Origin of the sequence: Spirillospora sp. CA-294931 (assembly GCF_050946795.1) — a bacterium.
Classification (GTDB): domain Bacteria; phylum Actinomycetota; class Actinomycetes; order Streptosporangiales; family Streptosporangiaceae; genus Spirillospora.
In genome coordinates, this window is the sequence record NZ_CP192006.1 from 7972093 (window position 1) to 7984594 (window position 12502).

Sequence of the window (12502 nt, forward strand, 5' to 3'; positions counted from 1 at the left end):
TTTCAGGGCAAATCAAAGGACGGCTGAAATTTCAGGAGCCGAGACGCCAGGAATGAAGGTATTCCTCCTGCTCCGGGGAGAGCGAGTCGATCCCGATCGACATGGACGCCAGCTTGAGCCGGGCCACCTCGGTGTCGATCTCCTTGGGGACCTCGTGGACGGCCGGTGCCAGCGTCTCGTGCGCCGTCGCCAGCCACGCGCAGGTCAGCGCCTGGTCGGCGAACGACATGTCCATGACCGCCGCGGGGTGCCCCTCGGCGGCGGCGAGGTTGACCAGCCGCCCCTCGGCCAGCAGCACCAGGCGCCGCCCGTCGGCCAGCACGAACTCGTCGGCCTGCGGGCGCACGCCCCGGTTCGTCTCCACGGCCAGCCCCTCCAGGCCCCGGACGTCGATCTCGACGTCGAAGTGCCCCGAGTTGGCCAGGATCGCCCCGTCCTTCATGACCGCGAAGTGCTCCTCGACGATCACGTCGCGGTTGCCCGTCACCGTGATGAAAACGTCCCCCTGGGCCGCGGCCTCGGCCATCGGCAGGACGCCGAAACCCTGGAGCGCGGCGTCCAGCGCCTTCACCGGGTCGATCTCGGTCACCACGACCCGGGACCCGAGGCCCCGCGCGCGCTCGGCCAGACCACGGCCGCAGTAGCCGAAGCCCGCGATCACGACGGTCTTGCCCGCGAGCAGCGTGTTGGTGGCGCGGATGATGCCGTCCAGCGTCGACTGGCCCGTCCCGTACCGGTTGTCGAACATGTGCTTGGTGTCGGTGTCGTTCACCGCCACCATCGGGAACCGCAGCGCGCCCTCGCGCGCCATCTGGTGCAGCCGGATGACCCCGGTCGTGGTCTCCTCGCACCCGCCCTTCACGGTCGAGAGCAGGTCGGTCCGCTCGATGTGCAGCGTGTTGACCAGGTCGCACCCGTCGTCCAGGACGAAGTCGGGCCCCGTCTCCAGCGCCTGGTGGATGTGCCGGTAGTAGCCCTCGCGATCGGTGCCCGAACGAGCGAAGACCTCGACCCCGTACTCCTGGACCAGGGCCGCGGCCGTGTCGTCCTGGGTCGACAGCGGGTTGGACGCCGCCAGCGCCACGCTCGCGCCGCCCGCCTGGAGCGTCCGGATGAGGTTCGCCGTCTCCGTCGTGACGTGCATGCACGCCGCGATCCGAAAGCCCGCCAGCGGCTTGTCGGCCTCGAACCGCTCCCGGATCTGCCGCAGCACCGGCATCGTCCGGTCGGCCCACTCGATGCGCTTGACGCCCTCATAAGCCAGCGAGGCGTCCGCGATGTCACTCATTGCCCAACTTCCCCATCCCCAGCAGCGCCAACCACCGGAGCAACCGTCAACGACCCCAAGCGTCGCGAGCGCGACCGAAGGCTGCTCCCGACGCCGAAGGCGCCCCAATGCAGATCGCTCCGCGTTGACGAATCGCCGAAGGCGTCCTCACCAACGCGGAGCGATGCAGCGCGAGCCGCATTTCCGGTCAGGTCCGAGCCGCTAGGCGAGGTCCTGGGCCGGAAATGCAATGAACTCAGTACCGGTAGTGGTCGGGCTTGTAGGGGCCTTCCACGTGGACGCCGATGTAGGCGGCCTGCTCCTTGGTGAGCTCGGTGAGCTTGACGCCCAGGGCGTCGAGGTGGAGGCGGGCGACCTTCTCGTCCAGGTGCTTGGGCAGCACGTAGACGCCGATCGGGTACTCCTCGGTCTTGGTGAAGAGCTCGATCTGCGCGATGACCTGGTTGGTGAAGGAGTTCGACATCACGAACGAGGGGTGACCGGTGGCGCAGCCCAGGTTCATCAGCCGGCCCTCGGCCAGGACGAGCACCGAGTGGCCGTCGGGGAAGCGCCATTCGGCGACCTGCGGCTTGATCTCGATCTTCTCGATGCCGTCGATCTTGGCCAGCCCGGCCATGTCGATCTCGTTGTCGAAGTGCCCGATGTTGGACACGATCGCCTGGTGCTTCATCCGCGACATGTGGTCGGCGGTGATGATGTTGAAGTTGCCCGTGGTCGTGACGAAGATGTCGACCTGGTCGACGACGTCGTCCAGGCGGGCGACCTGGAAGCCGTCCATCGTGGCCTGGAGCGCGCAGATCGGGTCGATCTCGGTGACGATCACGCGGGCGCCCTGGCCCTTGAGGGCCTCGGCGCAGCCCTTGCCCACGTCGCCGTAGCCCGCGACGAGCGCGACCTTGCCGCCGATGAGGACGTCGGTGGCGCGGTTCAGGCCGTCCAGCACGCTGTGGCGGCAGCCGTACTTGTTGTCGAACTTGGACTTGGTGACCGAGTCGTTCACGTTGATCGCCGGGAAGGCGAGCGTGCCCTCCTTGGCCATCTCGTACAGGCGGTGGACGCCCGTCGTGGTCTCCTCGGTGACGCCCTTGATGCCCTCGGCGGTCGCGGTCCAGCGTCCGGGCCGGTCGGCGATGGTGCGGCGCAGGGTGTCAAGGACGATGCCCCACTCCTCGGGGTCGTCGGCCGAGGCGGTCGGGACGGCGCCGGCCTTCTCGTACTGCGAGCCCTTGAGGACCAGCATCGTGGCGTCGCCGCCGTCGTCCAGGATCATGTTCGGGCCGGAGCCGTCGGGCCACGCCAGGGCCTGGTCGGTGCACCACCAGTACTCCTCCAGCGTCTCGCCCTTCCAGGCGAACACCGGGACGCCCCGCGGGGCCTCGGCGGTGCCGTCCTTGCCGACGACGACCGCGGCGGCGGCGTGGTCCTGGGTGGAGAAGATGTTGCAGGACACCCAGCGCACGTCCGCGCCCAGCTCGACCAGGGTCTCGATCAGCACGGCGGTCTGGATGGTCATGTGCAGGGAGCCCATGATCTTGGCGCCCGTGAGGGGCTTGGCCTGGGAGTACTCCTTGCGTACGGCCATCAGGCCGGGCATCTCGTGCTCGGCGAGCCGGATCTCCCGGCGCCCGAAATCGGCCAGCGACAGATCGGCGACCTTGTAGTCCATGCTTGCGTTGCTCCTTGCGTCCGCTTGGGGATCCGGGTGTTGAGGCCGGGTACCCGGCGAGTCTAGGCCGGGACCCGGGCCGGAAGCACGGCGAGGGGCGACTTCCTCACACAAATTTGTCAGAATTGCCCCCATGCGCATCACGGAGGCCGCCCGCCGGCTCGGTACGTCGCCCCGCATGCTCCGGTACCGCGAGTCGCTGGGCCTTCTGCCCGCCACCCGCGACACCGGGGGCGGCGCCCACCGGCGGTTCGAGGAGTCCGAGCTGCGCGCCGTGGCGCTCGCGCTGGCCCTGGAGAAGCGCTTCGACATCGGACCGGCCGAGCTGGCGTTCGGGCTGCGCGTGCTGGCCGAGCCCGAGGTGCAGGCCCGCGTCCGCGAACTGGGCGAACGCATCGGACGCGTCTCCGCGCCGCCGACCCGCGCCCTCGACTTCGAGAAGGAGAAGGCCCTGCGCCTCCTCCAGCAACGCCGCCGCCCGCTCCGCTAGGGCGACGCCGTGTTGTCCCGTTGGGGCGACCTCGGGGGGGCCTTGTCGTCCCGTTAGGACACGGCCTTAGGAGGGCGTCGTGTTGTCTCCCGGGATGACCAGGCCGGACTCGTAGGCGAGCATGACGGCCTGGGCGCGGTCGCGCAGGCCGAGCTTGCTGAAGATGCGCGCCGTGTGGGTCTTCACCGTGTGCTCGCTGACGACCAGCCGCTTGGCGATCTCGCCGTTGGACATCCCGCCCGCGATCAGGACCAGCACCTCGGTCTCGCGGGCCGTGAGCGTCTCCATCGCGCTCGGGGCCTGCGGACGGCTTCGGCGCTGCTTGGTGAACTCGCGGATCAGCCGCCCGGTGACCTGCGGGGCCAGCAGCGAGTCGCCGCGCGCCACCACCCGGACGGCCGAGGTCAGCTCCTCGGCCGTGGCGTCCTTGAGCAGGAAGCCGCTGGCCCCCACCGACAGCGCCTCGTACACGTACTCGTCGACGTCGAACGTCGTCAGCACCAGCACCCGGAGGGCCTCGGTGCCGGGCTGGGCCAGGATCCGCCGGGTGGCCTCGATGCCGTCCATGTGCGGCATCCGGATGTCCATGATGACCACGTCGGGACGGTGCCGGGCGGTCAGCGCCACGGCCTCGCGGCCGTCGCCCGCCTGGCCGACCACGGTGATGTCGGGCTGGGCGTCCAGCAGCGCGGCGAACCCGGCCCGCACGATCGTCTGGTCGTCGGCGATCAGAACCTTGATCACCAGGTGCCTCCTGGGCGGTCGGTGGCGGCCTGCGGGCGCCGGGGGTCAGCGGTCCGCGCGCCTTCCCCCATCGTCCGGCTCCCCCCTGTTGAGCGGGAGCTCAGCCTCGACGAGGAACCCGCCCTCGGTGACGGGGCCGGCGGCGAACCGTCCGCCCAGCATGGTCGCACGTTCTCGCATGCCCACGAGACCGTGTCCCCCGCCGGAATCGGCCTGGGGCGCGTTTTCCAGCCGCGTCCGCCCGGACGCCAGGTCGAGCGAGGTGCGTCCGGCCACGTCATCGCGGTTCAGCACCATCGTCGGGGCCGAGCCGCCGTCGTCGCGGACGCGGACCGCGATCCGGTCCGGAAGGTAGGTGAGGTCGACGTGGACCTGCGACCCGGGGGCGTGGCGGCGCGCGTTGGTCAGCGCCTCCTGGACGATCCGGTACGCCGACAGCTCGACGGTCGTCGACAGCGACCTCGGGTCGCCGTGCACCGCAAGGCCCGCGACGCCACCCGCGCCCCGATGCTTGTCGATCAGGTCGGGCAGCTGGTCGAGCCGGGGCTGCGGCGCCGAGTCGGGCTCGGTCTTGGCGTCGGCCCGCAGGACGCTGAGCAGGCGGCGCATCTCCACCAGCGCCTCGCGCGCCGTCTTGGCGATCTCGGTGTAGCCGTCGCGGGCCTGCGGCGACAGGTCGTCCATCGTGTAGGGCGCCGTCTCGGCCTGGACGGCGATCATCGAGACCGAGTGCGCGACCACGTCGTGCAGCTCGCGGGCGATGCGCGCCCGCTCGCGCATGACCGCCTGCTCGCGCTGGACGACCGTCAGCCGCGTCAGCGTCTCGTTGTTGCGCTCCTGCGCCTCGGCCTCCGTCCGGCCCGCGGTCTCGACCGTCCGGCGGGCGTCGCCCAGGCCGACCGCCGCCAGGACGGCGATTACCGCCGCCGGCCACGGCACGTCGTCGAACGTCGCGGTGGCGAGGCAGACCACGGCGACCGTCGCGACGCCGCCCACCGCCAGCACCCCGGCGGACTGCCTCGGCAGCTGCCTGGCCAGCGAGTACAGCGTGAACAGCGCGGCGAACGTCGTGGTGACCAGCAGCATCTGCCCGGTGAGCAGGCTCGCCGCGAACGCCCCGAGCCCGACCGCCGCCATCGGACGCAGGTATTCGCGGCGCCACACCAGCGGCAGCGTCGTCGCCACCGCGAAGCCCCCGGCGACGCTCAGCGGCGAGGACGCGCGCGGCGCGAGCTCGGCCAGCGCCGCCACGGTCAGGGCGAGGCCGGTCAGCGGCGAGAAGTACCACGAGCGCGTGAACTCGCCCCAGGTGTTGATCCATCGGGGCAGCGGGGCCGTCGCGTCGGCGGGGTTGATCCGCGTCTGGTCCGGCCCGGCCATCCCATACGGGGACGGCTGTGCCGGGCGCCGTCCCGACCCGTACAGCTTGGCGCCGACCTTGACCGCGACGGGACGCAGCAGCGTCCCGATGCCGGTCAGGACCCACAGCAGCAGCTGGCCCACGCCCGCCACGATGCGCCCGGACAGCCGCCACGCGTGATGGGCGATCGCCGGACCGACCCCCGCGGGCGGCGGGGAGCCTGCGGGGGCGGCGTTACCGGAGTGGTTTTCGGAGGTCACTCCCCAATAGTTACCTCTAATCGGACCACTTCACCTCACCGAGCGGTGTTATGCGACGAGCCCGTATCCCCCTGGAGAACGACACCGTTTCCCTCCTTACGGGGGACGTGCGAGCGACCTGGCCGAACGTAGTGTCTTCAACGTGGCCAGCGCGGCAGCGCCGACGACCTAGGGGGTTCGCCGGACTGCCGCGGTCACACCAGAACCGCCCGGTCTCAGGGGTCCGGGCGGGGAGCATGGGAAGGGTTCCCTCGCTGGTCGGACGTGGGATGTGTCTCTGCTGAGGCACGACCGGTCTTGCCTGGGCTGGGGTCGACCGGCGTGTAGCGGCCGACCGGCGAGGGGTTCTTCCCAGAGTCTCTTGTCCCGATCCGTGCGCGGCCTTTGCCCGCGGATCGCGTCCCGCGCTCGGCCGCTCGGATAGACCTCCCGAAGAAATCGAATTCGGGGGCCCTCACCATGGCTTTTCTTCGCGCGGCGCACGTTCTTGTTGCCGTCTTGTCGTTCACGGCGGTCCCGGCGTCGGCCGAGTGCGGCTGCTGGCGCTTCGTCCGGCCGGAGGGACGCCCCCCGGGCGCGGTGCTCACCGAGATCACAGCCCCGACGGAGACCGCCGCCTGGGCCGTGGGCGTCCGGGCGGAGGCTCCCTACGTCCTGGCCTGGAACGGGTCCCGTTTCCGCGAGATCCAGGTGCCGGTCCCGGCCGGGACGGCCCTCGAAGGCATTTCGGCGGCCTCGGCGTCCGATGTCTGGGTGGTCGGAACCGCCAAAGGTGGCACGGGTCACACCGCGCACTGGACCGGACGCGCCTGGCGCGGCGGAACGCTGCGCGGCGCCGTCCTCCGAGCGGTGGAGGCCCGTACACCCAGCGAAGTATGGGCCGCGGGCGGCAGAGGTGGTACTGGAGCCATCTGGCGTTGGAACGGTCACAAGTGGGCCCCTGTCCCGCTGCGCGACCGTGTGGAGGAATTGACGTCCCTCTCGGCGCGCGCCGCCGGCGACGCCTGGGCGGTGGGCGGTCGCGCGTCCGTCCTGCACTGGGACGGCCGCGCCTGGACCCGCGTCCGCGGGCCTCAACTGCCCGCAGGCGCCACCCTGACCGACATCGCGGCTCCCCGTCCCGGCGAGGCATGGACGGTCGGCACGACGCCGTCGGGCGGCGCGCTCGTCCTGCGCTGGGGCGGGAAGTCATGGACGTCCCTTCCCGCCCCCGGGGCCCGGCTGCATTCGATCACCGGGGACGGGCGTGCGGGCGTCTGGGTCGGCGGCGAGGACGCCGTGGGACGTCCGCTGTTGGCTCACTGGGCGGGGGCGCGCTGGGCTGTTTCTCGTCCGCCCGTCCCCGGGGGCGGGCGGGGCACCGTCTGGGCCCTGGCCCACGTCCCCGGGTCCTCGACGCTTCGCGCTGCGGGATCGCACAGCCCCTTGTCCACGCCCCAACCCATCACGTGGACCAACACACCTCGCCCCCGCTGACATGCTTAAAAGCCCATAACGCCGTAGCCCCCGCGGCCAGTTGCGAGGGCGCCGTGTGGATCTGCCGTCCTTGCGGTGGGGAGCGGACGGCGGAAAGTGCACCGCCCCGCGCCTGAGGGCAGGGCGGGGCGGGTGGCACGCTCGTTGGGTGCGGCTGGTCAGTCGACCGGGGTGGCGGGGGTCTTCCTGAGGTCGACGTTGTCGAGGGCGGGCTCCAGGTAGATGAGGCGGGCCTCGGGGAACTGGGCTCGGATCTTGGCCTCGGCGGCGTCGATGCCGCGGGCGACCTCGGCGGCGGTGTCGTCGTGGTGGACGGCGATCTTGGCGGCGATCAGCATCTCTTCGGGGCCGACGAACTGGGTGCGGATGTGCATGACGTGGTCGACCTCGTCCACGGATTCGAGGGCGGCGATGATCTGCACCTCGACCTCGGCGTCGGCGCCCTCGCCGATCAGCAGGCTCTTGGTCTCGATGGCCAGGATGATCGCGATGGTGGCCAGCAGGACGCCGATCGCGATCGTGCCGACGCCGTCCCAGACCAGGTTCTCGGTGACGACCGCCAGGGAGACGCCGACGAAGGCCAGGATCAGGCCGACCAGCGCGCCGAGGTCTTCCAGCAGGATGACCGGGAGTTCGGGGGCCTTGCTGCGGCGGATGAACTGCCACCAGGACTTGTCGCCGCGCACCGCGTTGGACTCTTTGATCGCCGTCCGGAACGAGAAGGACTCCAGGACGATCGCGACGCCCAGGACGCCGAGCGCCCAGGCGGGCGAGGTCATCTTGTGGTGCGGGTCGTCCAGCGCCTCATGGATCTTGTGATAGCCCTCGTAGAGGGAGAAGACGGCGCCGATGGTGAACAGGACGACGGCGACGACGAAGGCGTAGAAGTAGCGCTCGCGGCCGTATCCGAACGGGTGCTGGGGCGTCCGGGCCCGCTTGGAGCGCTTGCCGCCGACCAGCAGCAGGACCTGGTTGCCCGAGTCCGCGAGGGAGTGGATGCCCTCGGCCAGCATCGATGACGACGCCGTGAAACCGAAGGCCACGAACTTGGCCGTCGCGATTCCCAGATTCGCCACAAGCGCGGCGACGATCGCCTTGGTACCGCCCTCTGCACTCATCTACGCAATCCTTGCCTTCAACTCTTGGATGGCCGTCACGGGCGTGGGGTCCACGCCCAATGCGATGGCCAAGTAAACCGTGACGTAGTCGGCCAATGCGATCAGGGTGGCGATTCTTTCCAGCCGGTGCTCTCCCTCGGACGCCAGCTCGGTGACCGGGACGCCGCGCGCCCGCGCGATCTCGACCGACACCTCGCGGCGCTTGCGGACCTGCTCGTGCTCCTCCGCGTCACGCAGAACGACCAGGTGAAGCCCGTGTTCGGCGTCGTCGGTGCGGTCGCGGAAGAAGTCTTCGGCGCCGGGCTTGGCGGCGAAGAACCCGTCGAAGGCCACCACCTGGTTGTGGTTCGCCTCGGGCAGGACGCCGTGCACGCCGGGGTACTTGGCGTTCTCGTTGAGCTGGCAGCAGAAGCGGTAGGCGGCGGTGCCCGCGACGGCCGTGGTGCCCCACACCATCGGGACGTCGCCCGCCAGGTCGAGCGCCATCCGCTTGGCCGGGTTGACGAACGGCTCGCTGTCGGGACGGCAGCGGTGCGCCACCTCTTCGAGGCGCTCGGCCGTCGACTCCAGGACGTCCGGCGCGACGTCGACCAGGCCGAGCTCGCGCGCGGCCAGCACCAGCGGCACCGTCAGGCCCCACAGCGTGGAGCGGGGCTGCCCGACCGACCGGACGGGCACGAAAAGCGCGCGGCTCTGGGCGCCCAGCTCGGCCAGCGGCGACTCGGCGCCGCCGACGAACAGCAGCCGGCAGCCGCGCCTGGCCGCCTCGGCGGCGACCGCGAGGGTCTCTTCGGTTCCGCCCGAGCACGACACCGCGATGACCAGGTCGGCGGCGCCGACCCAGCCGGGCAGGCGATAGCCCCGGACGGTCACGACCGGCACCGGGCAGCCGTCGCCGCAGATCGCGTTCAGGACGTCGCCGGAGATGCCCGAGCCGCCCATGCCGGTGACGACGATCGCGCGGGGGCGGCCGTCGTCGGCCAGCGCCCCGATGCCGGCCTCGGCGGTCAGCCGCTGCGCCTCGCGGATCTGCGCGGCCGACGAGGCGACCTGCCGGAGCATCCCGCCCGGGTCGGCGGCCTCGATCGCCGCCACGTCCTCAAGCCGGGCGGGGTCGACACCCTCGCTCACAGCCCCCTCCGATCGTGCTCGCGCCCGTTCGCCGCTCGCTGCGGCCCGATCATGGGGCGGGGGTCCTGGCCTCGTCCACGAGGAGCACCGGGATGTCGTCGCGCACCGGGTAGGCGTAGCCGCAGGTGCCGGTGCAGACCAGCTCGGCGGCGGCCTCGTCGGCGCGCAGGGACCCCCCGCAGTTCGGGCAGGCGAGGATCTCCATCAGCCAGGAGTCGAGCTTCACGTTCACTTCTCCCTCACGATGGCCAGGACCTCGTCGCGGATCGCGGCCATCGTCTGCTCGTCGGCCGCCTCGGCGTTCAGGCGCAGCAGCGGCTCGGTGTTGGAGGGGCGCAGGTTGAACCACCAGTCGTCCGCCCCGACGGTCAGACCGTCCAGTTCGTCGATCGTAACGCCGGGTCGTCCGGCGAACGCGGCCCGCACCCGGTCGGCGGCCACGGCCTGGTCGGCGACCTCGCTGTTGATCTCCCCGGACGGGACGTAGCGGGCGTACTCGGTCAGCAGCTCCGAGAGCGGGCCGTCCTGCCCGCCGAGCGCCGCCAGGACGTGCAGCGCGGCGAGCATGCCCGAGTCGGCGAACCAGAAGTCGCGGAAGTAGAAGTGCGCCGAGTGCTCGCCGCCGAAGACGGCGCCGGTCTCGGCCATCGTCTGCTTGATGAACGAGTGGCCCACCCGGGTGCGGACCGGGGTGCCGCCGTTCTCCGCGACGATCTCCGGGACGGCCTTGGACGTGATCAGGTTGTGCACGATCGACGACCCGGGGTGCTTGGCCAGCTCGCGCACCGCCACCAGCGCCGTGATCGCGGACGGCGTGACGATCTCGCCGCGCTCGTCGACCACGAAGCAGCGGTCGGCGTCGCCGTCGAAGGCCAGGCCGATGTCGGCGCCGGTCTCGCGGACCTTGGCCTGGAGGTCGCGCAGGTTCTCGGGCTCGATCGGGTTGGCCTCGTGGTTGGGAAAGGTGCCGTCGAGCTCGAAGAACAGCGGCACCAGGTCGATCGGGAGGCCGGTGAAGACCGGCGGGACGGTGTGGCCGCCCATCCCGTTGCCGGCGTCGACGACGACCTTGAGCCGGCGGATGCCCGACAGGTCGACCAGCGTCTTGAGGTGGTCGGCATAGCCCTTGAGCAGGTCGCGCTGCGACACCGTCCCGGACGGCCCGTCGTGCTCGGGGACGCCCTTCTCGATCAGCTCGCGGATCTCGGTGAGACCGGTGTCGCGTCCGATCGGCTTGGCGCCCGAGCGGCACAGCTTGAGCCCGTTGTACTGGGCCGGGTTGTGGCTGGCGGTGAACATCGCCCCGGGCAGCTCCAGCACGCCGCTGGCGTAGTAGAGCATGTCGGTCGAGCCGAGCCCGGCCTCGATGACGTCCGCGCCCTGGGCGGTGGCGCCCCGGGCGAACGCGGCGGACAGGGGCACGGAGGAGGCGCGCATGTCGTGGGCGGTGACCACCGCCGTCGCCCCGGTCACGCGGACGAAGGCGGCGCCGATCGCCTCGGCGGTCTCGGCGTCCAGCTCCGCGGGCACCACGCCCCGGATGTCGTACGCCTTGAAGATCTTGGCGAGGTCGCCCACTCCTGCTCCCTGTTCCGATCGTTTTCGTGGCCCATGAGCCTACCGGGACCAGGGAGGCCCGACGGCGCCCCCGGATGAACGCCGGAGGACATGCCCGACCAAGCGCGAAAGCGCGCTACTCCTTGACCTTCTTGGTGCCCGCCGGTTCGGAGCGCAGGACCCGCAGGTGACCACGGCGCCCGACCTCGGTGCCCTGGCCGACCGGCTCGGTGCCGCCGCCGGACGCCGGCTTGGCCGCCTCGCGGACGGCGTCGGCGAGCGCCTCGAGATCGTCCGCGCTGGGCTCGGACTCCGCCTCGACCGGAAGCCGCACCAGCTCCCACCCCATGGGGGCGGTGAGGCGCTCGGAGTGCTCCGCGCACAGGTCATAGCAGTGCGGCTCGGCGTACGTGGCGAGTGGCCCCAGGACCGCGGTGGAATCACGGTAGACGTACGTGAGCGTGAAGACTGCGGGCGCCTTGCAGGCGGTGCGGGAGCAGATGCGGACGGGGCTCACGAGGGCCGACGGTACCCCCCTCCCGGCTCCGCCGCCACCACCCGGATGCACGTGTCGCCGTTACCGGGGCGATTAAGGCCCCACAACTACATTCCGTCCCATCCCGGACGCGCTGAGCATCCCCCGCACCCAGCCAATTCTCCGAACACACGCGACCCATCACCCACACCCCACTCAAGTCTGAGAACACGCGCGACCCATCGCCCTCGGCCACCCGCCAGCCGCAGGCCCACAACCTCGGAGTCGGGGCGCAACGACGGTTCCGTTCTGGCGTGGTGGGCGGTGGCGTTCTTGCGGGCGACCCAGAGGGGTGGCTGGGGCGTCAACTGCTGCCTGCCTGCCCCAGGTCCATCGCCTCCGGGACCGGGGGCGAACGACGGTTGCGTTCTGGAGCGTCCCGGGGGCGGGGCTGGGGGTGTGTGGGGCGTGTCTAGTTGGCGATGGGGAGGGGTAATCTGGGGGGCGTGCGATCCCGTGTGGCCCGCGTACGGCGCCGTGACCGGCATGGTCGTGGCCTCCGTGGCCCTCTGACGCCCCCTGAGACCCCGCTGTCGCGCAGCCGTGCGGAACGCTTCGACGACCTTGTGCGCGACGAGGTCCGGCGGCTGGGGCGGCGCTGGGGGCGTGAGCTGGCGACGGTCGAGTTCGCGGTGGAGGACGTTCCCGAGGTCGGCCCTGGTTTCGAGGGTCCTGTGCCGTTGGGCGAGACGCTTCCCGGTGAGGGCGACGAGCCCGTGCGCATCGTGATCTATCGCCGTCCCGTCGAGGCCAGGGCCTCCGGGGAGCGCGACACGTCCCGGCTGGTGCGCGATCTGCTGGTCGAGGAGGTCGCCGATCTGCTCGGGCTGTCTCCCGAATCCGTCGACCCGAGCTATGACAGCCCGGACGAGTGACG

The 12502-nt window shown here is 71.2% G+C and carries 12 protein-coding genes; 3 read left to right on the plus strand and 9 right to left on the minus strand.

The window, feature by feature from the left end; translation table 11 throughout:
• Positions 1-31 precede the first annotated feature (31 nt).
• Both ahcY (ACQPY4_RS35995) and ahcY (ACQPY4_RS36000) read right to left on the minus strand, forming a co-directional pair.
• Positions 32-1288, minus strand: coding sequence for an adenosylhomocysteinase (gene ahcY, locus ACQPY4_RS35995; protein WP_433328816.1), 1257 nt, complete (start codon positions 1286-1288; stop codon positions 32-34).
• A gap of 235 nt (positions 1289-1523) precedes the next feature.
• Positions 1524-2954, minus strand: a complete 1431-nt coding sequence (ahcY, locus tag ACQPY4_RS36000; RefSeq protein ID WP_433328818.1) for an adenosylhomocysteinase — start codon at positions 2952-2954, stop codon at positions 1524-1526.
• A 133-nt stretch (positions 2955-3087) separates the two neighbouring features.
• Between ahcY (ACQPY4_RS36000) and ACQPY4_RS36005 the strand changes: the two genes are divergently transcribed.
• Entirely contained in the window at positions 3088-3444 is a 357-nt protein-coding gene (locus ACQPY4_RS36005; protein ID WP_433328820.1) for a MerR family transcriptional regulator, read from the plus strand.
• 66 nt (positions 3445-3510) lie between these two features.
• Here ACQPY4_RS36005 and ACQPY4_RS36010 read toward each other — a convergent pair whose 3' ends face one another.
• Positions 3511-4188: a response regulator gene (locus ACQPY4_RS36010; protein WP_433328822.1), complete on the minus strand. Its 678-nt coding sequence runs from the start codon at positions 4186-4188 to the stop codon at positions 3511-3513.
• A 45-nt stretch (positions 4189-4233) separates the two neighbouring features.
• A complete protein-coding gene (locus ACQPY4_RS36015) occupies positions 4234-5808 on the minus strand; it encodes a sensor histidine kinase (protein WP_433328824.1) in 1575 nt (524 codons plus the stop codon).
• 498 nt (positions 5809-6306) lie between these two features.
• Here ACQPY4_RS36015 and ACQPY4_RS36020 point away from each other — a divergent pair, with 498 nt between their 5' ends.
• Entirely contained in the window at positions 6307-7284 is a 978-nt protein-coding gene (locus tag ACQPY4_RS36020; RefSeq protein ID WP_433328826.1) for a hypothetical protein, read from the plus strand.
• Positions 7285-7442: 158 nt separating this feature from the next.
• On the opposite strand, the gene ACQPY4_RS36025 is transcribed toward ACQPY4_RS36020, so the two are convergent.
• From ACQPY4_RS36025 to ACQPY4_RS36045, 5 genes are all read right to left on the minus strand, one after another.
• Positions 7443-8402 carry a cation diffusion facilitator family transporter gene (locus ACQPY4_RS36025; RefSeq protein ID WP_433328828.1) on the minus strand — a complete coding sequence of 320 codons (960 nt, stop codon included), beginning with the start codon at positions 8400-8402 and terminating at the stop codon, positions 7443-7445.
• Positions 8403-9533 carry a bifunctional phosphoglucose/phosphomannose isomerase gene (locus ACQPY4_RS36030; RefSeq protein WP_433328830.1) on the minus strand — a complete coding sequence of 377 codons (1131 nt, stop codon included), beginning with the start codon at positions 9531-9533 and terminating at the stop codon, positions 8403-8405.
• Between the two features lie 49 nt (positions 9534-9582).
• On the minus strand, positions 9583-9765 hold the full coding sequence (locus ACQPY4_RS36035; protein ID WP_433328832.1) for a Trm112 family protein: 183 nt from the start codon (positions 9763-9765) through the stop codon (positions 9583-9585).
• Entirely contained in the window at positions 9762-11111 is a 1350-nt protein-coding gene (locus ACQPY4_RS36040) for a phosphomannomutase/phosphoglucomutase (protein ID WP_433328834.1), read from the minus strand. Before ACQPY4_RS36040 ends, ACQPY4_RS36035 begins: the two co-directional genes overlap by 4 nt.
• 115 nt (positions 11112-11226) lie before the next feature.
• The gene (locus tag ACQPY4_RS36045) at positions 11227-11607 is read right to left on the minus strand and encodes a DUF3499 domain-containing protein (RefSeq protein ID WP_433328836.1); all 381 of its coding nucleotides are present in this window, start codon (positions 11605-11607) and stop codon (positions 11227-11229) included.
• 440 nt (positions 11608-12047) lie between these two features.
• Here ACQPY4_RS36045 and ACQPY4_RS36050 point away from each other — a divergent pair, with 440 nt between their 5' ends.
• The gene (locus ACQPY4_RS36050) at positions 12048-12500 is read left to right on the plus strand and encodes a metallopeptidase family protein (protein WP_433328838.1); all 453 of its coding nucleotides are present in this window, start codon (positions 12048-12050) and stop codon (positions 12498-12500) included.
• Positions 12501-12502: the final 2 nt, after the last annotated feature.

Bases quoted from the DNA above. Each gene is read 5' to 3' on its own strand.
- ahcY (WP_433328816.1), bottom strand. From the start codon at position 1,288: ATGAGTGACATCGCGGACGCCTCGCTGGCTTATGAGGGCGTCAAGCGC.
- ahcY (WP_433328818.1), bottom strand. From the start codon at position 2,954: ATGGACTACAAGGTCGCCGATCTGTCGCTGGCCGATTTCGGGCGCCGG.
- ACQPY4_RS36005 (WP_433328820.1), top strand. From the start codon at position 3,088: ATGCGCATCACGGAGGCCGCCCGCCGGCTCGGTACGTCGCCCCGCATG.
- ACQPY4_RS36025 (WP_433328828.1), bottom strand. From the start codon at position 8,402: ATGAGTGCAGAGGGCGGTACCAAGGCGATCGTCGCCGCGCTTGTGGCG.
- ACQPY4_RS36050 (WP_433328838.1), top strand. From the start codon at position 12,048: ATGGGGAGGGGTAATCTGGGGGGCGTGCGATCCCGTGTGGCCCGCGTA.